A 20365-nucleotide genomic window follows, 5' to 3' on the forward strand; every position below is an offset into this window, starting at 1 on the left:
TCCGCTCAGGGCTTCTTGACGTCGTTCTTGTCCACGACGCCATCGGCATTGACGTCGGCTTCCTTGAAGCTGCGTTCGGCGATGGCCATGTCTTCTTCCACGGTGTATTTGCCGTCGCGGTTCCTGTCCACGATGCCGAAGCGCACATGGGCCTGCTTCATGGACTGGGCATAGCGCTCGTCGGGCTGGCGGCCCGCGTATTGCTGCTTGAGGCGGGCCTCGAACTCGTCCACGTACTCCTTCTCGCTGAGCCAGCCGTCGCCATTGGTGTCGCCTGCCAGGAAGCGCTGCTTGCGCACGGTGTCGTACTCCTGGCGCGTGACCACGCCATCACGGTTGGCGTCGTAGCTGCCCATGAAGGCAGACTGGCCATGCCCGCCCGCAGGCTGGGCCGGGCCGCTGGCGGACGGTGCCGTGGGCGATGCGCAGGCGGTGAGCAGGGCCGCCAGGCCGGCAGCGGCCAGCATGCGGTGGGACAGAGAGAACTCAATCATGAAACGACTCCTGAAGTAGGCAGATACAGCGGCGGCTGCGATGGTGGTGGAGGCTTTCCGGCCGACACCGCCGCTGTAGGGAAGGCCGGCCGGCCCCTGGAGAAACTCCTCGGATCCGCGCCACGCGGCAAGTGAAGGTGGCGTGGGTGCAATGGCATGGTGCGCAGGGTGCTCAGAACGCAACGTTCATGGACACGGCGAAGGTGCGGCCCGGGTTGCTCAGCAGCTCGATGTCGCGGCGGTCGCGCGCCACGCCGGGCTGCAGGCTGCGGGTGCTGGAATAGTCCCAGTAGCGCTTGTCGCCCAGGTTGTAGATGCCGGCGTTCAGGCGCACGTTCTTTGCGACCTGCCAGTAGCCGGCCAGGTCGAAGATGACATAGCCGGGCACGCGGAACAGCTCGGTGGTCGAGTCGGTCAGGCCGGTGCCCGCGTTCTGGTAGCTGTCGCGGTTGGTGGCCACGGCCTGCTTGCCCGCGACGAAAGTGCCGGTCAGGTTCAGGCCCCATTGCCGGGCCGGTGCGTCATAGCCCACGCCGACGATGGCCTTGCGCGGCAGCACGCTGTCCAGCGGCACATCCTTGTCGCCTGCATAGTAGGACTTGGAGGTGCCGCGGCTGATGCCCAGCGCCCAGGTGGAGTACAGGCCCCTGGCGGCGGGCATCCACTGGCCGTGGTCCAGGCGCGCGCTGGCCTCGAAGCCGTAGATCTTTGCGCTGTCGCGGTTCTCGGCCTGGTAGATGGTGCCGATGTGGGCGGGCACGTTGACGAACAGGTCGGGACGGCCCGCGCGCAGGTAGCGCGTGTAGGCGATGAAGTCGGAGTACCTGGTATAGAAGACCGAGCTGTTGAAGGTCACGCCCGGCGTGGGCGACCCCTTGAGGCCGAAGTCGAAGGCATTGCTGCTTTCCTCCTTCAGGTTGGGGTTGCCCACCAGGGCGTACTGGCCTGCCGCGTTGTAGTTGCTGGCCATGTTCCACGAGCCGAAGATCTCGCCGGCCGAGGGCGCTCGCCCGCTGCGCTTGAACTGGGCATAAGCGCTGAACGTGGGCGTGAGGTCATAGACCAGGGCCAGGCTGGGGCTGAGGATGGTGTTGCCGCGCGTGCCGCCGTAAATCTTTTCCACATCGGCGGCCGTGAGCACGCCCGAGACGAAGTTGTCCAGGTCGCGCGTCTTGATCTCCACGCGGTCCACGCGCAGCGCGGGAATCAGCGCCAGGCGGCGGCCGCCGGCCTGGAAGCTGATCTCGTCCTGCAGGAAGGCGCCGTAGCGGCGGGTGGTGGTGTCGGGCTGGGGCTTCATAACGGGCGTGCCGGTAGCGAAAACTTTCCACGGACGCTCCGTGTCCTGTGTCGATGCATTGACGCCAAAGCTCAGGCGGTGGCGGTCGATGCGCTTGTCGCCCGTGCTCGAGAAACCCCAGGTGCGCGTCTCGTTGCCGGAGACGTTGTGCACCTTGGCGCCCGTGGCCAGCGTGGTGGTGTCGGTGACGTCGTTGGTGTCCGTGTTCTGGAAGTACAGCCGCGTGTCCAGCTGGTCCACCCAGGCGCCGGCCGGTGTCCACAGGTGCTGCAGCTGCAGCGTGTTGCGACTGGTGTCGCTGTTCTGGCGCGAGCTTTCGGTGATGCTGGTGTTGGTGGTGTCCCAGCCGTGGAAGGAGGTGTCGTTCTTGCGGCGATACAGGTCGGCCGACAGCACCAGGCGGTGGGCCGGGTTGATGCGCAGGCCGCCCTTGAGCAGCAGCGCGTTGGAGTTCCAGTCGTCGGGATAGCTGTTGACGATGGCGCTGTGGTTGCGCGTCTCGTGGCCGTCGCGGCGCGAATAGGCGATCAGGCCGTCGAGGTCGCCCGAGCGGCCAGCGGCCGTGAAGCTCTCGTTCCAGGAGCGGTCGGCCGTGTCGTGGCCGATCTTGCCGCCCAGGTAGGAGGTCTTGCCGCCCACCAGGTAGTCCTCGGCGGACTTGGTGCGAAAGCCCACCGAGCCGCCGATGCCACCGGCCGCGCGCCGCGCCGTGGTGGTGCCGGAGAGGATGTCCACGGCCGAGAACATCTCGGGGTCGATGAAGTCGCGGCCCACGCCAAAGGTGTTGGCGCCGACACGGCTCACATAGGGGCGCGTGGTGGCGTCGGGCATCTCGACGCCGTCCACATCCATGCCGATGCGGTTGCCCTCGATGCCGCGGATGTTGTAGCCCGTGGTGCCCGAGCGGTCGAAGCTGCTGCGGTTGCGGCTGGTGCCCGAGGCCGTGCCGGGCGCTGAGACCAGCGGCTGGTAGCGCACCACGTCGGCCATGCTGCCGGCCTGCTCCAGCGCCGGGCCGCTGACGGTGGTGGAGGCGCCCGGCGTGCGCTGCACGGGCTCGGCTGCATCGACCACATCGACCTGGGCCAGCGCCTTGGTGGGAGCCTGCGCCATCAGCCGGGCCTCATCGTCCGCAGTCTGCGCATGCGTCTGCGTCTGTGCCCAGGCGCCGGGCGAGGCCAGACCGATCACGGCGGCCTGCACGGCCACGGCCAGCAGGCTGTGCCGCAATACCGGCGTGCGCGAGGGATTGCGGGAGAGGGAGAGGAAAGACGAACGCGAAGACACAGCCATGGCGGGAATCGGGGAAAGAGGGTTGCTGGCTAGCTGCCGACCTGTCCGCGGAGTGCTCTTGCGAGACCATTGCTCCCCCCGTGTGTGATTGTTCCTGCTGGCTTTCCGCGATTCTCCCATCAATTGATAATGATTATCATTTGTTTTGTCTCATTTACGTCACAGGGGCCGATCCAGGCTCCGCGCGGGCCTCCTCCACAAACCCCACACAAAGACTCGACAGCGCAGCAAGATTGCCCGCTCACACTGCGGCGGCTGAATATCTGGAGCCCTTTGCTGTGATCAATAACGCCCAACTTCTGGCCGACGAAGCCAAGTACTGCTCGTTCGGGGATACCGTCCACTACGTCAACCCGCCCAAGATCTTCTCGGGCTGCGAAGGCAGCTACATGTACGACGAGGCCGGCACGCCCTACCTTGATCTGCAGATGTGGTATTCGGCCGTGAACTTCGGCTACAAGAACAAGCGCCTCGAGCAGAAGATGATCGAGCAGCTGCAGACCCTGCCCCAGGTCGCCAGCCAGTACCTGCACCCCACCAAGATCGAGCTGGCCAAGTTCATCGCCCAGGATGCGGAGCGCAAGTGGGGCCATGCCGGCCGCGTGCACTTCAACGTGGGCGGCGCCCAGGCCATCGAGGACTCGCTCAAGGTCGTGCGCAATGCCAGCGGCGGCAAGAGCCTGATGTTCGCCTTCGAGGGCGGCTACCACGGCCGCACGCTGGGCGCCTCCAGCATCACCTCCAGCTACCGCTACCGCCGCCGCTACGGCCACTTCGGCGACCGCGCGCAGTTCATCCCCTTCCCCTACCCGTTCCGCCGCCCCAAGGGCATGACGTCCGAGGAATACGCGGACTCCATCGTCCGGGAATTCGCGCGCAAGTTCGAGAACGAATACCACGCCATCTGGGACCCCAAGACCAACCAGTGCGAGTACGCGGCCTTCTACGTCGAACCCATCCAGGGCACGGGCGGCTACGTCGTGCCGCCGCCCAACTTCTTCAAGGGCCTCAAGAAGGTGCTGGACGACCACGGCGTGCTGATGGTGGTCGATGAAATCCAGATGGGCTTCTGGCGCACCGGCACGCTGTGGTCGGTGGAGAACTTCGGCGTCAAGCCCGACGTGCTGGTCTTCGCCAAGGCGCTGACCAACGGCCTCAACGCCCTGTCGGGCCTGTGGGCGCGCGAGGAGCTGATCAACCCCACCATCTTCCCGCCGGGATCGACGCACTCCACCTTCGCCTCCAACCCGCTGGGCACGGCCCTGGGCCTGGAAGTCATGAAGATGACCCACGAGATGGACTTCGGCCGCCAGGTGCGCGAATCGGGCGCCTACTTCCTCGAAGGCCTCAAGGAACTGCAAAAGCGCCACAAGGAAATCGGCGACGTGGACGGCCTGGGCCTGGCGCTGCGCGCCGAGATCTGCACCGAAGACGGCTTCACGCCCAACAAGGCGCTGCTGGACAAGATGGTGGACATCGGCCTCGAAGGCGGCCTGGAATACCAGGGCCAGAAACGCGGCCTGGTGCTGGACGTGGGCGGCTACTACAAGAACGTGATCACCTTCGCGCCCTCGCTGATGATCTCGCGCCCCGAGATCGACGAAGCCATGGTCCTGCTGGACCAGTTGCTCACGAAAGCCAAGGCGGCCTGAAGGCGCGATGCCCGCAGAGCGCCTGCACAACCAGCTCGAACCCCCAGGCCTGCTCGCGCAGTTCGCGGCCCATCCTCCCGAGGGCTTCGCACTGCTGCAGGACTGGCCGGCGCCGGCCTTCACGGCGCCCTTCGATCTTCTGACCACGGCGGACGACGCGCTCAAGGCGCGTCTTTTGTCGTTGCCCGGTGGCGGCTGGCTGTCGCGCCGGCTGCGCCTGTCCACCGACTTCGTGGGCACCACGGTCAGCGAGTACGCCGTGCTGCCCATGGGCACCCCTGCCGCCCAGCAGGCTGCCGCGCTGCGCGCGCGCGCAGGCCGGCGCATGCTGACCATCGTCAAGGACCTGCCCCAGGATTCACCGCTGCTGCCGGACGCCGACAACGCCCATGCACGGGCGCTGGCGCAGGCGCTGGCCGATGCGGGCTTCATCCTGGTCGAAGGCCAGGCCCTGGCCCATGTGCCCATCGACTTCTCCAGCCTGGACGAATACCTTGCACGCCTGTCCAGGAGCCGCCGCCAGAACCTGCGCCGCAAGCTCAGGAGCCGCGCGCAGCTGCAGGTGCAGCGCATTCCCACGGGCGCGGCCTTTGCCGATGACGCCTGCGTCGATGCCTACTACGCGCTGTTCGATGCGGTGTATGCGCAAAGCGAGATCCACTTCGACAGGCTCACGCGCGATTTCTTCGCGGCCCTGCTGCGCGATGCAGGCAACGGAGGCACCGTGTTCGAGTACCGCGCGCTGCAGGACGACGGCACGCCCGGCGCGCTGCTGGGCTGGAACCTGTGCTTCGAGCACGGCGGCAAGCTGATCGACAAGTACATCGGCCTGTCCTACCCGGCCGCGCGCGAGGCCAATCTCTACTTCGTGAGCTGGATGGTCAACCTTGAATACGCCATCGAACGCGGCCTGAGCCACTACGTGGCCGGCTGGACCGACCCCGAGGTCAAGGCCCAGCTGGGCGCCAGCTTCACCTTCACGCAGCATGCGGTCTTCATCCGCAATCCGCTGCTGCGCGCACTGGGCCGGCGCTTTGCCGGCCACTTCGAAAGCGATCGCCAATGGAGCGAACAGAACTGAATGCCCAGCCGGTCGTGCTGGATGTGGATGGCTCGGTGGGGACCTTGCCCGGCGAGCTGCGCCTGCCGCTGCAGGACTGGCAGGAGCAGGTGCGCTTTGGCTGCGGCCTGCGCCGCTTTGCGCAGTTCCGCGCGGCGCTCGACGCGCAACTGCCGGCCGCGCATGGCACGGCCCTCATGGGCAGTGGCGACTTCCACCACCTGAGCTGGCCGCTGATCGAGCGCTGCATCACCGCCCAGGCCCTGTCCGCGGGCCGGCCGCTGCGCGTGGTCGTGCTGGACAACCACCCCGACAACATGCGCTTTCCCTGGGGCGTGCACTGCGGCTCCTGGGTGCGGCGCGTGGCCCTGCATCCGGCCGTCTCGCATGTGCATGTGGCCGGCATCACCTCCGGCGACATCGGCCGCGCGCACGCCTGGGAGAACTACCTCACGCCGCTGCGCGCCGGCCGCCTGAGCTACTGGAGCGCGGGCGTGGACACGGGCTGGGCGCGCCGCCTGGGCGTGGATGCCGCCTTTCGCGGCTTTGCCAGCGTGGCCGACCTGTCGCGCACGCTGGCGCGCATGCTGCGCGAGCAGGCCCAGCCCACCTACCTGAGCATCGACAAGGACGTGTTTGCGCCCGAGGTGGTGCGCACCAACTGGGACCAGGGCCGCATGCAGGAAGGCGAGGCCCTGGACATCATCGGCGCACTGGCCGGCCAGATCGTGGGCAGCGACATCACGGGCGATGTGTCCTCCTGGCGCTACACGACCTGGTGGAAGCGCTGGATGAGCGCCGGAGACGGCCAGGACACGCAGATCGACGCGCAGACGCTGGCCACCTGGCAGCTGGGCCAGCATGCCTTCAACGAACGGCTGGTCGAATACATCCAGACCTGCACCAGCCCCTAGGATCCGTTCACACCCCGCACACCCCGCATCCCCCACGTCCGCGCACCGCGGCCGACCGCAAGACAGGAGGCAACCCCATGATCGACCGGCTGACCGAAAGACTGCTGCAGCGCAGTTTCACACCCCTGGTGCGCAAGGGACTGCTCGAAATCTGCCTGCCCTGGGGGCGCATGCTGGCCTTCGGCGATGGCGGCCAGCCGCAGGCACGCATCCGCTTCACGGACAGGCGTGCGCTGTGGGCCCTGATGCGCGACCCGGACCTGAACCTTGGCGAGATGTTCATGCAACAGCGCCTGGTGGTGGAGCGGGGCAGCATCTACGACGTGCTGGAGCTCGTGCTGCGCAACGCGCGCAACCTGCCCGTGCCGGCCAGCGTGCGGCTGCTCGATGCCTGGCGCATGCGGCTGCGGCCGCTGCTGCAGCACAACCGCCGCAGCAAGGCGCGCGCCAACGTGGCGCACCACTATGACCTCGACGACCGGCTGTATCGGCTCTTTCTGGATGGCGAGCGCCAGTACTCCTGCGCCTACTTCGAGCATGGCGACGAAAGCCTGGAGCAGGCCCAGCAGGCCAAGATGCGCCACATCGCCGCCAAGCTGCTCGTGGAGCCCGGCCACCGCGTGCTGGACATAGGCTGCGGCTGGGGCGGACTGTCGCGCTACCTGGCCGAGGTGGCTGGCGCGGGCCATGTGACGGGCGTGACGCTGTCCGGCGAGCAGCTGGCGGGCGCCCGCCAGCGTGCCGGCCAGTCCCCGTGCGCGTACCGACTCAGCTACCGGCTGGAAGACTACCGCGACACGCGCGGCACCTTCGACCGCATCGTCTCGGTGGGCATGTTCGAGCATGTGGGCACGCGTTTTCACGACGCCTTCTTCCGCCAGTGCCGGGAGCTGCTGTCCGACGATGGCGTGATGCTGCTGCACTTCATCGGCAACAGCGATGTGCCCGACTTCAACAATCCATGGATAGAGCGCTACATCTTCCCGGGCGGCCACATCCCGTCCCTGTCGGAGTTCACGCCGGCCATCGAACGCAGCGGCCTGGTGGTCACCGATATCGAGGTGCTGCGCCTGCACTATGCGCGCACGCTGCGACTGTGGCGCGAGCGCTTCATGGCGCGCCGCGACGAGGCTGCCGCGCTCTACGACGAGCGCTTTTGCCGCATGTGGGAGTTCTATCTGTCCATGTCGGAAGCCGCCTTCCGCTACCAGGACATCGCCATTTTCCAGGTGCAACTGGCACGCCGCCAGGAAGCGGTCCCGCTCACGCGCGAATATGTCGCCGAACGCAGCCAGGCCCTGCGCGGGCGCGAGCCACCGGCCGGAGCCACGCAGGCCGCAGCCGTCAGCCAGGCGCGGCGTGCGGCCTCTCCAGCAGACTGAGCAAGGCCTCGAAGCGCGCGTCGTCGAACCACAGGCTGTTGCCCACGGCCACTAGGCGCCGTGCCCAGTCGCGCCCCTGGTCCACCACGTCCTGGCGCGCCAGGCCCAGCACATGGTCGTAGCGGCCATAGTCGGGCAGCACATGGACGAAGGGCAGCGACAGACCCCAGCCCCGCCCCCATTGCGCGCGCAGCAGCGCATCGCGCGTGGCTGCATCGCGCAGGCGCAGCAGCAGCACGGGCCAGACGCCTTGCGCACCCGGCACGGTGTCACCCACCACCTCGATCCCATCGATGGCCGACAGCCAGGCGCCGCGCTCACAGGCCTGGCGCTGCAGTTGCTGCTGGAAATCCGCCAGCCGCGCCAGCGCGCGCCGGCCCACGCGGCGGCGCCAGGCGCCCAGTTCATGGCAGGGAATGGCGTCGTCGAAATCATCGCCGGCGGCCTGCACCCAGTCGCTGCGCGACAGCGCATCGCGCAGGGGACGGCCATAGGCCAGGTCCAGCCCGGCGGGGCGGTACAGCGCCGCATAGCCCAGCAGCTCCAGGCTGCGGCGCAACTCCCAGCCCCGGTCCTGGCGCACGCTGGCCGCATGTGTCTCGCGCAGTGCCTCGCGCAGCGCGGGGTCGCGTGCCAGCAGCACGCCGCCCTCGAAGGTGGTCAGGCCCTTGCCCACGGCCAGGCTGTAGAAGCCCACATCGCCCTGCCAGCCCACGGGCTCGCCGCGCAGGCGTGCGCCCAAGGCCTGGGCCGCGTCCTCCACCACCCAGGCGCCCACGGCGCGCGCGCAGTCCACGGCTGTGGCCACGTCGGCCACGCGGCCGCACAGATGCGTGGGCAGCACGGCCAGGGTGCGTTCGCTGCACAGGGCGCGCAGGCGCGTGGGGTCCATGTCCAGCGTGTCGGCATGCAGATCGCACAGGCGCAGTTGCAGGCCGCAGTGCGCCACGGCCAGGGCCACCAGCGGGCAGGTATAGGCGGGTGCGATGACTTCGCTGCGGCCCGGCGCCAGGCGGCGCAGGGTCTGCAGCGCCACCATCAGCGCCGAGGTGCCCGAGCATTCAAGCTGCACGGCGGGCACGCCCAGCCATTGCGCCAGCGCCGTCGCCAGGTCCGCATCGCCCCAGGGCAGCAGGTCGGCCGCGCGCAGCGGCAGGCCCGCCGTGGGCGGCAGCACGCGTTCAGCCACGGTGCGTGCCGTGCTCGGCCGAGGCCGCCAGATGCGCGGCGCCCGCGCTGGCCGAGCCCGCGCCCGGGTTGCCGCCCGCATGGCCCGGCGTGTCATCGTCTGCGCCGGGCCCCCCGGCCTCCTGCGTCTCGCTGACGGCCAGGCAGGCGATGCCGGCCACGATGAACAGGCAGCCGATGATCTGGGGCATGCCTATGCGCTCGTCGAACAGCCAGTACGACAGCGCCAGCACGGAAAGAATCTCCAGGTGCGATGCCGCAAAGGCCGGGCCGATGGGCGCGCGCTTGAGCAAGGTCATCCACGAGAAAAAGGCGCCGATGTAGCCCACGAAGGCGCCATAGATCCAGGGCTGGCCGAACACGCGCGCCAGCCAGGCCGTGGAGAACTCCAGCGGCAGCGCCGCATTGCCGGCCTGCTTGAAGCTCAGCTGGGCCAGCGTGTCGAAGGCCATGAGCACCAGAAAGCCGATGAAATAGAAACGCTTCATTTCAATGCAGGCCCACGATGGCGACGCCTATGGACACGAGGACAATTCCGGCGACCCGCATGGGTGCCAGCTTCTCGGCAAACAGCAGCCGGCCCGCGATCATGATGGCCACGATGTTGATGGAGCCCAGCAGCACGCCCTCGGACAGCGGCACCAGCGAGAGAAAGGCCAGCCACAGCACGAACTCGGCCACGTAGCAGCCCACGCCCAGCCACAGCCAGGGCCTGGAGGCCATGAAGCGCCAGCGTGCCAGGCCGTCGAGGTCACCGGGCTGGCTGGCGGCGGCCTTGAAGGCCAGCTGGCCCCCGCTGTCCACCAGCACGTTCAGCACCCACAGCGTGATGACCAGCGGCGAGAGATCACTGCCCATGCCGTGCGGCCTCCGCAGCCCGCACCTCGCGGGGGGCGGCACCGCTGGCGATGCGCGCCACGAATTCGGTGGTGCGCGCGATCACGGTGCGGCGGTCGCGGTCGATGGTGACCATGTGGTAGCTGTTGTCCAGCAGCACCAGCTCGACATGGGCCTGGCTGGCGCCATGCACGATGTCATGGGCGTTGGCCACCGAGGAGATGTCGTCGTTGCGCGCATGGATGACCAGGCAGGGCGAGCGCAGCTGGGGCAGGCGCGCCAGCACATGGGCCGAGAGGCGGCGCAGCTCGATGATGGACCACCAGGGATTGCCCGGCAGGCCGGCCGCCGCGCTGTCGCCCGAATGCATTTGCTCGACCACGCGCGCGCGCAGGGCCTCGTCCTTGATGCCGTAGGGCGGCTGCTCCATGAACACGCTGTGGCGGCCAATGCCCAGCGCGCGGAACAGCGGCAGCAGGAAGGCCAGGCGCGTGTAGAAGGGAATGCTCCAGCCGTCGTAGCGGAAGGTGGTGGACAGGGCGCAGACGCCGTCCACCTTGTCGGGGTGGCGCTGGGCCACGGCCAGGGAGAGCACGGCGCCCATGGACAGGCCGCCGACCACCACATGGTCCATGTGCTGCGACAGCCGCTGCAGCCCGGCCTCCACGCTGGCCAGCCAGTCGGTCCAGCGCGTGTCCACGAGATCTTCCATGCTGCCGCAATGGCCGGCCAGCTGGACCGCATAGACGGTGAAGCCCTGCTTGTTCAGCCCCTTGGCCAGCAAGCGCATCTCGGCCGGCGTGCCCGTGAGCCCGTGCACCAGCAGCACGCCGGTGCGCGCGGCAGCGCCCGTGCCGGGCATGACGAATTCATGCTCGGTCACGCAAACGTTGTCCAGCCCCGTGGCAGGCTCGCTGCGCTGAACCAAGGAGAGCCCATCACTCAAATTCATGTCAATTTTCCATGACGCTGCGCGTCGCCCTCTGACCATGAAAATGGCGTGCCCTGAAGCCAGAGACACCAAGGAAGGGCCTTGGCCGGCCGCGCCGCCCCGCACCGAAGGTGTCGTCCCCCTTGGGGGGCGCCGTGCAACGGGAAGGCGCGAAGCGACTCAGGGGGTGGTATGTCATGCCAGCGCCTCCAGGCCCAGGACCACCTTGTCGAGCAAGGCCGTGGCCTGCTCGAAATGCTCGAAGGGCGCATGGGCGATGCCCCGGCTTTCGCAGTGGGCGATGAGCTTGTACTTGGCCAGCACGAAGTCGGCCCGGCCCGAGACGCAGAAGTCCGAGGTGCTGTCGCCCACGTAGAGCACGCGGCCGTGCAGGGCCTGCTGCTCGGCCAGGCGCTCGCACTTGCAGTTGCCGCTGGCGCGCGCGCACTGCGCGCTGGCCCAGGGGGAGTCCAGGCGCCAGCTGCGCTCGCCGGTCTGCACCAGGCGGTTGGCGATGACCTGCAGATGGCCCAGGCCATGGCGCTCCAGCACATGGCGTATGGCGTAGTCGATGCCGTCGCTGACCACCTGCACCACCATGCCGTGGGCCTGGGCGGCCGCCACGAAGCCGGCAAAGCCGGGGTCGATCTCGATGGTGTCCAGGTGGGCGCGCAGTTCGGCCTCGTCCATGTCCAGCAGCGCGACCTGGCCCTTCATGCATTCGCGCGAGCCGATCTCGCCGCGCTCCCAGGCGTCTTCCAGTTCCTGCCAGCCGGGCTTGCCGAAGCGGTTGAGCAGGGTGTCGGTCACGTCCAGCAGGCTGATCGTGCCGTCGAAGTCGCTTTGCACCATCCAGCCGGGGGCGGCGGTGTCCAGATACAGGGGAATGCGCTTATTCATGAAACTGCACCCTTACGTTTTGACCCACGCGCACGGCGGCGGCGGGAGCTTGCTCGAAGACCAGCACGCACTCGATGACACGCACCGGCCCGCGCTGCTGGTCGTCCTGCAGCCGCGCCGTGCCATAGACGGGGCTGATGCGCAGCACGCGTGCCGAAGGCAGCTGCTGCTGTGCGGCGCCATCGGCGTCCAGCGTCACCGTGGCCCGCATGCCTTCGCGCACGGCGGCGGCGAAGCTTTCATTGATTTCGGCGCGCACCTGCAGCGGGCGCTGCGGCAGCAGCACCACGGCCGGCGTGCCGGGCACGGCCTGGCTGCCCGCGTGGGTGGCCAGGCGCACCACGGTGCCGGCCTCGGGCGCGCGCAGTTCCTGGCGCTTGTGCTGGGCGCGCAATTGTTCGAGCTTGCGCTGTGCCACCTGGGCCTCGGCCGCGGCCACGTCGATCTCGGCCTGGGCATCGCGCAGCGCCTGCGCGGCCTCGTCCACGTTCTGCGCATCTGCGGCGCCCTCGCGCGCTGCGGCCTGCCAGCGCGACAGGGTCTGCTTGAGCTGGGGCAGGCGCGCGGCGCGTGCCTTCTGGCGGGCCTTGGCCAGCTGGGCCTCGGACTCGGCCACGGCCAGGTCGGCCTGGCCCGTATCGTCGGCCAGCCTCAGCAGCAACTGGCCGCGCTGCACGGACTGGCCTTCCTTGACGGACAGCTGCTGCACCACGCCGGCCACGGCGGGCGACAGGTCCAGCAGGCCGCCTTCCACCTCGATCTTGCCGCGCGCCACGGCCACGGCCGCCGGGCCGTTTTGCTGCGCCTTGGCGCTGGCCTGGCCGGCATTGGCAGGCGCATCGTGCGAAGGACCGCAGCCCGCCAGCAGCGCGGCGGCGGCCAGCGCCGCAGCCAGACCGGCAGTGGACGCGGCAAGGCCGCTCAGGGGGTACTTCATTCTTTTTCCTTCAACGGGGAGGTCTGGCGCCAGTCGCTGCGGATGGCGCCGTCCTCCATGCCGAGCACGCGGTCGGCATGGCGCACCAGGCGCGGGTCATGGCTCACGCACAGCACGGTCGTGCCATGGTTGCGCGCCGCGCGGTGCAGGATGTCGATGACGCGCTGGCCGCTTTCGGCATCCAGCGCACTCGTGGGTTCGTCGGCAAACAGCAGCTGCGGCGCCTTGGCCATGGCGCGCGCGATGGCCACGCGCTGCTTTTCGCCGCCCGACAGTTCGGCCGGGCGCATGTGGGCGCGGTGGGACAGGCCGACCTCGTCCAGCGCCTGCTGGGCGCGGCGCAGGGCCTCGTCGCTGCGCAGGCCCATGTAGCCCAGGGGCAGCTGTACCTGCTCGATGGCCGTCAGCGCCGGGAACAGGTTGAAGCCCTGGAAGACGAAGCCCGTGTGGCGCAGGCGGAATTTCTCCAGCGCCCGCGTGCCCAGCTTGCCCAGGTCCTCGCCCAGCGCCATGGCGTGGCCGCTGTCGGGCGCCTGCAGGCCCGACATCAGCGACAGCAGCGTGCTCTTGCCGCAGCCCGAGGGCCCGGAGATCAGGCTCAGCTCGCTCGGGTACAGCGACACGGACAGGCCTTGCAGCACCTGCACGCTGACCATGCCCGACAGAAAGGACTTGCACAGGCGCACGGCCTCCAGGCTGGGTGCCGTGCGGGGCGCCGCCGTGGGCGCGGGGGAGTGGGCATTCATCACGTTCATGGGGTCTGGCCGTCTTCAGCGCAGCAGCGTGGCCGGGTCGGCACGCAGCAGGCTGCGCATGGCGCCCAGGCCCGACAGCAGGGACAGCACGGCCACCAGCACGGCGCAGGCCAGCACGGCCGATGCGTTCAGCGCCACGGGCACGCGGTAGGCCATGGCCAGGGCCAGCAATACGGCGCTGGCCAGCGCGGCCATCACAAAGCCCAGGCCGCCGATCCAGCAGGCCTGCTCGACCACCACGCGGCCCAGTGCCGCGCGGCTCACGCCCAGCGCGTTGAGCACGGCGTACTCGCGCGAGGAAGCGGCCACCACGGCCTTGAGCGACTGGCTGGTGACCACCGAGCCCACCAGGCAGACGATGACGGCCATGAACAGCACGCCCGCGCCGGCGCCCGTGTCGAACATCCAGTAGCGCTGCGAGCGCCGCGCGAATTCCCTGGCCGTCCAGGCCTCGTAGGGGCCGAAGCTGGGTGTGGGCTGGTTCAGGCGCTGCTTCACGGCCTTGGCCGAGGCGCCCGGGCGCACGCGCGCCACGAAATAGGTGCTGCCCTGGCCGGGGTCGCCCGCAATCTCGCGGGCCGTGGCCAGCGAGGCCAATACGTTCACGCCGCCCAGGCCACGCAGGCCGTCCACGGCCGCCACCACCTGCACGCGGTGGTTGTTGACCCAGGCCACGCCGCCTTCGCTGGTGCCCAGGGTCTGCAGGTCGGCCCGGTCCACGATCACGGCGCCGGTCTCGCGCAGGCGCTGGCGCTGCCAGGGCTGGAGCACGTGGGAAAACAGCATGGAGGCGTCATCGGTGGCAATGCCCGACAGGTAGACCGACACGCCGCCACCGTGCTCGCTCGCCGCGCCGCCGGCCGCCGAGTCCGAGCGCCAGTCGCCGTCCACCCAGACATAGGGCTCGACCGCCGCGACATCGGGGTCCATGCGCAGGCGCATGTCCACGTCGCGGCCGATGGTGCGGCCGAAGTTCACGCTCTGCGTGCCCGGATAGCCGATCCACAGGTCGGCCGAGGAAGCCGTCACATACAGCGCGGCCGATCCGAAGATGCCCAGCACCAGCGCGGCCTGCATGGCCAGCAGCACGCCGGAGAAGCCCACGGCGAAGACGGAGGGAATGAAGCGGCGCCACTCGTGCACCAGCGTCTTGCGTGCCAGGGCGATCATGAGGGCGCTCCTTGTGCGAGCGGAGCCAGTGGAGCCATGCCGCTGTCGGCAGCGTCCTGGTCCTCGGCCGGCAGCGGCGCGCCGCCCAGGGCCTTGTACAGCGCCACGTAGGCCAGCGCATGGGCAGCCAGGGCCGTGGTCTGCTCGCTGCGCGCCTGCAGCGCGGCGCGACGGGGCGCCAGACCGCCGAATTCGCTGTCCAGGCCCAGCTTCAGGCGCTGGTCCTGCACGCGCTCGCGCTCGGCCAGCACCTGCTGGGTGGACTGCAGCGAGGCGATGCGCTCGCGCTGGGCGTCCAGCGCGGCCAGTGCGGACTCGACCTCGGCCACGCCGTCGAGCACGCTCTGGCGGTAGGCCTGGATGGCAGCCTGCAGCGCCAGCTCGCTGGCGTCGGCCTGGGAGCGGCGGCGGCCCCAGTCGAACAGGGGAATGTCGATCTGCGGCCCGAAGGTGGGTGCGTTGTCCTGCGTGGTACGCAGGTTCTGGGTGATGTTGAACGAGTACAGCAGCGAGCCGCCGATCACGAAGCGCGGATACAGCGCCGCATGCGCAATGCCCTGCTCGGCCGCCGCGCGCTCCACTGCGGCCTGCGCCACCTGGATGTCGGGGCGCGTGCGCAGCAGGTCGGCCGGCAGGGCGGCCACGCCCAGCGCCTGGGGGCCGGGCAGCGGGGCCTTGGCATCGGCCTGCAGCCACTGGGCATCGGGCCGCGTGCGGCCCAGCAAGGCGGCCAGCATGTGGGCGCTGCGGGCCTGGGTTTCGCGCAGGCTGGCACGCAAGGCGGCGCTCTGGCCGGCCTGCAGTTGCAGCTGGTGCACGGCCTCGGCCGTGCCCAGGCGCTGCTGCTGGCGCACCTGGGCCAGTTGCAGGGCACGCGCATCCAGCAGTGCCTGTTCGTCGATCAGGGCGCGCTGGCGCTGGGCCATGCGGATGTCCAGATAGCGGTGGACCACATCGGCCACCAGGGCCACGCGGGCTGCCTGCAGGCGGCCCCGTGCGTCAAGTACGGAGGCGGCGGCATTGCGCTCGCCGGCCTCGCGGGCGCCGAACAGGCCCAGGTCCCAGCTCACGTCGATGCTGGCGTGGAAATACGAGTCGATGGCCGCAATGTCCTGCAGCGTGCGCGCACCGGCCGTGAACACGGGCCGGAAGGCCGAGCCGGCCGTGCCGGCCAGCAGCCGTTGCTGGCGCAGGCGCGACTGGGCCTGGGACAGGTCGAGGTTGGCGGCCAGCGCCTCCTCGACCAGGGTGTTGAGGGATTCGTCGCCCCAGGCCTTCCACCAGCCCTGCAGGTCGGGCGCTGCGGCCGAGCCAGGTGCACCCGGCGCGGCGGCTGGCAGGGGCTGCGTCCACTGCGTGGGCACCGAGCCGTCAAGCTGAGCCGGAGGCGGCGAGGAGCAACCGGCCAGCGCCAGGGCGGCGCCCAGGCACAGGCTGGAGAGGCGATGCGTCGCGGCGGCGTGGTTCACGGGATGGACAGGCGGGAGGGGGTGATCGAGGGGAGGGCCGGGAAAACGAGGCCAGGGAACCATGTCCCCGGATAGCCATTGGACGCGGCCAAGCTTGCGCGAGGTTGCAGGCTTTATGGAGGAAACATGGAGAGCGCAGCGCCTTGCGGGGACCTCTCTGCCCCAACCCGGGCAAGAGCCAGTTGCGGACCGCCCGATCACCGCGGACTCGGATGATTCCGAGTTTATTTTCAGAACGCTCCAATTCCAATGCCGCATGCAGGTCAGTACATTGGCCGGATATCGCGCCCTATGCCACCCGTCCCAAGGCATTGATCCATATTTTCCAGGCTGGAGTTCACAGCATGTCTTTCACAGCCATCTTGCGCCATGCATTGGCCACGCCTCTCCTCTTGATTTTTTGTATGGCCCCTATTTCATCCTGGGCCCGTTGTTCCTCCCAGGGCTGGAATGCCCAGTTTCCGGGTTCAGCCAACACCCCCACCATCGTCAATGAAAATTATCCGATTGGCAGCGTTGTCTATTCCAGGACAATGAATTTACAAAATACCGGGGCCGGCAGCTACCACATTTCTTGCGACAATGATTTCTATTATCTGGAAGGCATTGGAACGGAAAGCGGTGGAATATATTCCACCGCCATCCCCAACCTGGGCATGAAAATCACATGGGAAAGAGCCGCGCCTTATTCAGGGTCCATGCTGAAACAGGGCATATTCCATTCACTGCCAAGCAACAACATGACCCTCGAGCTCGTGAAAACCGGAGAACTCACATCTGGCGGTTCCCTGAATGGCAGCTTCGCACGAATCTACTCAGGGACCAGCAATGCCCGTGACTTGCTGGCCACGATATTCTTTTCAAGTGGCATCACCGTCAACGTCAGCAGCCGCCCCAGGCCACCGACCTGCCGGGTGTCCACGGGCAAGATCGACGTGACCATGGCCCCCGCCCCGTTCGCCGATTTCAAGGGAATCGGGTCCGTCACGGCAGCCAAGGACTTCAGCATCGAGTTGACTTGCGCGGGAGGCGAAGCCAATACACGCCTGACCGCCTTCATCACGCTGACGGATGCCACCCAGGCCACCAACCGATCGAGCACGCTGACGCTGGCCCAAAATTCCAAGGCCCGGGGTGTCGGCATACAGGTACTGAGAAACAACGTGCCCGTGAGCTTCGGCCCCGACTCCGGCAGCCTGGGCAATGCCAACCAATGGAATGCGGGCCAGGTCGCACAGGGGCAGAACAGCCTGAAGATTCCGCTGAGCGCGCGCCTGGTGCAGACAGCCGGCAGCGTGACACCTGGCATGGCCTATGGCAGGGCGACCTTCACGATGAGCTACCAATAGCCGCTGATGGGCCCGCAGGAAATGAACAGCGCCAGCCTTGCGCGCGATTGCAGACTTCGTGGAGCCAATATGGAGGGACTGCGGCACGCAGGGCATCGCACCATAATGTGCGCCTGGCCCTGCCAGCTTTCCCATGAACTCCACAGCACAGCCAACGGCAACCACCCCCCTCGTGCTCGTCGTCGAAGACGAGCCCGCCATCGCAAGCATCCTGACGGCCTATCTCGAGCGGGACGGGCTGCGTTCGCGCATGGCCTCGGACGGCCAGGAGGCACTGCAGCTGTTCCGCCTGCTGCGGCCCGACCTGGTGCTGCTGGACATCCACCTTCCCGGCATGGACGGCATCGACGTGCTGCGCGCGATCCGCGATGACAGCCAGACGCCCGTGATCATGGTCACGGCGCTGGCCGATGATGTGGACAAGCTGCTGGCTCTGCGCCTGGGCGCCGACGACTACGTGGTCAAGCCCTTCAACCCGCCCGAGGTCGTGGCCCGAGTGCGCGCCGTGCTGCGCCGCACCCAGGCACGCAAGAACCCGGCGCCCGCGCCCATCCGCGTGGGCCCCATCGAGATCGACGCCGAGGCGCACAGCGCCGTGGTCTACGACAACGAGGGCCGCGCCCTGCCGCTGCCCCTGACGCTGACCGAATTCCGCCTGCTGGCCTGCCTGGCGGCCCAGCCCCGGCGCTGCTTCTCGCGCTCCCACCTGATCGAGCACTGCCTGCCCGAGAGCGATGCGCTGGAGCGCGTCATCGACTCCCATCTGTCCAAGCTGCGCCGCAAGCTGCAGCTGGCCGGCCAGGAAGGCCTGATCGAGACCGTGCGCGGCATTGGCTACCGGCTATGGCCCTGGGACTGAGGCCCAACCGCATCTGGGTGCGCTTCGGCCTGTGGATCACGGCCACCGTGCTCAGCACCATTGCCCTGCTGGCCATCGGCGTGCTGGTGTTCTCCGAGATCCAGTACCGCGACTTCTACAGCAGCCTGCCGCCGGCCGTGCAGATCGAGCTGGACGAACTCAACGCCCAGTCGCTGGAAGACAGCCCGCGCGCCATGCAGATCTACGGCCAGTACTGGACGGGCGATCTGCTGTTCGGCGAGAAATGGTCCCTGGTCATCGGCCTGCTGGTGTGCCTGCCCTTCGGGCTGGCCGTGGGCTTCTGGGTCTCGCGCCTGGTGACGCGGCCCCTGGCGTCCATGGTCGAGGTGGCCAAGCGCGTGGAGCTGGGCGACTTCAGCGCGCGCGCCCTGCCCGGCAAGGCCCATGGCGAGATGGCCGAGATGGTGGTGGCCTTCAACCGCATGATCGATTCGCTGGAGACGCTGGAGGCCGAGCGCCGCGCCACGGCGGCCTCGATCTCGCACGAGCTGCGCACGCCGCTGACCGTGCTGCAGGCGCGCCTGCATGCCATCTGCGACGGCGTCATCGCCGCAGACGACACCGAGCTGAACACGCTGCTGTTCCAGGTCGAGCACCTGGGCCGGCTGGTCGGCGACCTGCACACGCTGTCCATGGCCGATGCCGGCCAGCTGTCGCTGCAAAAGCAGCGCCTGGACCTGGCCGAACTCGTGGCCGAGACGCTGGACCACCTGCACCCCCAGCTCCTGCAGCATGGCATGCAGCTGGAGATGCACCTGCCCGCGCCCAGTGACATCGGCATGGCCGACATCCGTGCCGACGCCGACCGCATGCGCCAGATCCTCTCCAACCTCGTCAGCAATGCCATCCGCCATGCGGCCAGCGGCGCATGGCTGGGCGTGGCGCTGACGGTGGAATCCGATATCGAAGGCCGTGCCTGGGCCGTGCTGCGCATCAGCGATGCCGGTCCCGGCCTGCCCAGCGAGCTGCGCTCCCACCCCTTCCAGCGCTTTGCCCAGGTGCCCGGCAAGCGCCGCCGCGAGGGCTCGGGCCTGGGCCTGTCCATCGTCAAGGCACTGACCGTCTCCCAGGGCGGCAGCGTGGAGGCCGACGACTCCGAGCAGGGCGGTGCCCGCTTCACGCTGCGCTTTCCGCGCGTCTGATTCCGCGCCGCTGGAGGCCGCCGGGGTCCGCTACGCGGACGGAGCCTGCGCCTCGCGCAGCAGCGCATGGATGGCCCAGCCCAGCGGCGCGCGCAGCTGCTGCAGCGTCTGCTGCGGCCCCAGCGCCAGCAGCGACTGCGACACCCAGCCATAGGTCAGCGTGTGCAGCAGCCGTGCCAGGGGCTGGGCCGGCGCGGGCAGCGGCGGATCGCAGTCCTGCAATGCCGTGCCCCACAGCTGTACATAGGCCTGGTAGTGGCGGCGGAAGGGCTCGGGCGCGGACACCTTGCGCTCCAGCATGAACAGCGCGGCCCACATCGGCGCCTCGCGCGCAATGCCGTCGACCAGGGTGTCCAGCAGGCGGTCCACGCGCGTGGCCAGCGGCATGCCGGCACTGTCCTGCAGCGTTTGCAGCCCCTGGGCGTGCAGGGCCTGCACCTGGCGGTGGATGCACATGGCCGCCAGCGTGTCCATGTTGCCGAAGTATTCATAGAAGGTGCCCAGGCCCACGCCGGCCACGGCGGCCACCTCGCGCACCGTGGTGCGCTCGTAGCCCTGCTCGATCACAAGCCGAACAAAGGCGTCCTGCAGCGCCTGCGACGTGGCCTGCGCGCGCGATTGCAGGGGGCGGCGCCGCACTTTGGGCGGCTGCGGCTGCTGCCGTGAAACCCGAACACCTTTGCTGGGCATTTTTCCTAGACTTTTGCGTTGA

At 68.6% G+C, this 20365-nt stretch carries 19 protein-coding genes; 7 read left to right on the top strand and 12 right to left on the bottom strand.

What is annotated here, in order from left to right; genetic code table 11:
• Positions 1 to 5: 5 nt before the first annotated feature.
• Positions 6 to 494: a hypothetical protein gene (locus BW39_RS17530; RefSeq protein WP_012202078.1), complete on the bottom strand. Its 489-nt coding sequence runs from the start codon at positions 492 to 494 to the stop codon at positions 6 to 8.
• Positions 495 to 666: 172 nt separating this feature from the next.
• Entirely contained in the window at positions 667 to 3087 is a 2421-nt protein-coding gene (locus BW39_RS17535; RefSeq protein ID WP_043823322.1) for a TonB-dependent hemoglobin/transferrin/lactoferrin family receptor, read from the bottom strand.
• 278 nt (positions 3088 to 3365) lie between these two features.
• Between BW39_RS17535 and BW39_RS17540 the strand changes: the two genes are divergently transcribed.
• The 4 genes from BW39_RS17540 to BW39_RS17555 all read left to right on the top strand — a co-directional run bounded on the left by BW39_RS17540 (position 3366) and on the right by BW39_RS17555 (position 8095).
• Positions 3366 to 4739 carry an aspartate aminotransferase family protein gene (locus BW39_RS17540; RefSeq protein ID WP_034397609.1) on the top strand — a complete coding sequence of 458 codons (1374 nt, stop codon included), beginning with the start codon at positions 3366 to 3368 and terminating at the stop codon, positions 4737 to 4739.
• Positions 4740 to 4746: 7 nt separating this feature from the next.
• Positions 4747 to 5820 carry a GNAT family N-acetyltransferase gene (locus tag BW39_RS17545; RefSeq protein ID WP_043823323.1) on the top strand — a complete coding sequence of 358 codons (1074 nt, stop codon included), beginning with the start codon at positions 4747 to 4749 and terminating at the stop codon, positions 5818 to 5820.
• The gene (locus BW39_RS17550) at positions 5802 to 6713 is read left to right on the top strand and encodes a hypothetical protein (protein ID WP_013800035.1); all 912 of its coding nucleotides are present in this window, start codon (positions 5802 to 5804) and stop codon (positions 6711 to 6713) included. Before BW39_RS17545 ends, BW39_RS17550 begins: the two co-directional genes overlap by 19 nt.
• Positions 6714 to 6790: 77 nt before the next feature.
• Entirely contained in the window at positions 6791 to 8095 is a 1305-nt protein-coding gene (locus tag BW39_RS17555; RefSeq protein ID WP_043823325.1) for an SAM-dependent methyltransferase, read from the top strand.
• On the opposite strand, the gene BW39_RS17560 is transcribed toward BW39_RS17555, so the two are convergent.
• The 9 genes from BW39_RS17560 to BW39_RS17600 all read right to left on the bottom strand — a co-directional run bounded on the left by BW39_RS17560 (position 8058) and on the right by BW39_RS17600 (position 16282).
• Positions 8058 to 9284, bottom strand: a complete 1227-nt coding sequence (locus BW39_RS17560) for a DegT/DnrJ/EryC1/StrS family aminotransferase (RefSeq protein WP_043823326.1) — start codon at positions 9282 to 9284, stop codon at positions 8058 to 8060. The two genes, BW39_RS17555 and BW39_RS17560, sit on opposite strands and share 38 nt — an antisense overlap.
• A complete protein-coding gene (locus BW39_RS17565; RefSeq protein ID WP_043823328.1) occupies positions 9277 to 9771 on the bottom strand; it encodes a DMT family transporter in 495 nt (164 codons plus the stop codon). Before BW39_RS17565 ends, BW39_RS17560 begins: the two co-directional genes overlap by 8 nt.
• 1 nt (position 9772) lies before the next feature.
• Complete coding sequence (locus tag BW39_RS17570) at positions 9773 to 10141, bottom strand: EamA family transporter (RefSeq protein WP_012202070.1); 369 nt, start codon at positions 10139 to 10141, stop codon at positions 9773 to 9775.
• Entirely contained in the window at positions 10131 to 11072 is a 942-nt protein-coding gene (locus BW39_RS17575) for an alpha/beta hydrolase (protein WP_043823331.1), read from the bottom strand. Before BW39_RS17575 ends, BW39_RS17570 begins: the two co-directional genes overlap by 11 nt.
• Positions 11073 to 11246: 174 nt before the next feature.
• Positions 11247 to 11951: an MtnX-like HAD-IB family phosphatase gene (locus tag BW39_RS17580; RefSeq protein WP_013800030.1), complete on the bottom strand. Its 705-nt coding sequence runs from the start codon at positions 11949 to 11951 to the stop codon at positions 11247 to 11249.
• Positions 11944 to 12888: an HlyD family secretion protein gene (locus tag BW39_RS17585; RefSeq protein ID WP_034397595.1), complete on the bottom strand. Its 945-nt coding sequence runs from the start codon at positions 12886 to 12888 to the stop codon at positions 11944 to 11946. The genes BW39_RS17580 and BW39_RS17585 overlap by 8 nt, the downstream gene beginning before the upstream one ends.
• Positions 12885 to 13643 (bottom strand): ABC transporter ATP-binding protein, encoded by a 759-nt coding sequence (locus BW39_RS17590; RefSeq protein WP_013800028.1) that lies wholly within the window; start codon positions 13641 to 13643, stop codon positions 12885 to 12887. Before BW39_RS17590 ends, BW39_RS17585 begins: the two co-directional genes overlap by 4 nt.
• Before the next feature lie 15 nt (positions 13644 to 13658).
• Entirely contained in the window at positions 13659 to 14813 is a 1155-nt protein-coding gene (locus tag BW39_RS17595; RefSeq protein ID WP_012202065.1) for an ABC transporter permease, read from the bottom strand.
• Complete coding sequence (locus BW39_RS17600; protein WP_043823333.1) at positions 14810 to 16282, bottom strand: efflux transporter outer membrane subunit; 1473 nt, start codon at positions 16280 to 16282, stop codon at positions 14810 to 14812. Before BW39_RS17600 ends, BW39_RS17595 begins: the two co-directional genes overlap by 4 nt.
• A gap of 344 nt (positions 16283 to 16626) precedes the next feature.
• Between BW39_RS17600 and BW39_RS17605 the strand changes: the two genes are divergently transcribed.
• From BW39_RS17605 to BW39_RS17615, 3 genes are all read left to right on the top strand, one after another.
• Positions 16627 to 17631, top strand: coding sequence for a fimbrial protein (locus BW39_RS17605; RefSeq protein ID WP_043823335.1), 1005 nt, complete (start codon positions 16627 to 16629; stop codon positions 17629 to 17631).
• Between the two features lie 133 nt (positions 17632 to 17764).
• Positions 17765 to 18490, top strand: a complete 726-nt coding sequence (locus BW39_RS17610; RefSeq protein ID WP_012202062.1) for a response regulator — start codon at positions 17765 to 17767, stop codon at positions 18488 to 18490.
• Entirely contained in the window at positions 18475 to 19653 is a 1179-nt protein-coding gene (locus BW39_RS17615) for a sensor histidine kinase (RefSeq protein ID WP_043823338.1), read from the top strand. The genes BW39_RS17610 and BW39_RS17615 overlap by 16 nt, the downstream gene beginning before the upstream one ends.
• 30 nt (positions 19654 to 19683) lie before the next feature.
• On the opposite strand, the gene BW39_RS17620 is transcribed toward BW39_RS17615, so the two are convergent.
• Positions 19684 to 20343 carry a TetR/AcrR family transcriptional regulator gene (locus tag BW39_RS17620; RefSeq protein WP_043780208.1) on the bottom strand — a complete coding sequence of 220 codons (660 nt, stop codon included), beginning with the start codon at positions 20341 to 20343 and terminating at the stop codon, positions 19684 to 19686.
• Positions 20344 to 20365 lie beyond the last annotated feature (22 nt).

Source organism: Delftia sp. RIT313 (genome assembly GCF_000632165.1).
GTDB classification, from domain to species: Bacteria; Pseudomonadota; Gammaproteobacteria; order Burkholderiales; family Burkholderiaceae_C; genus Comamonas; species Comamonas acidovorans.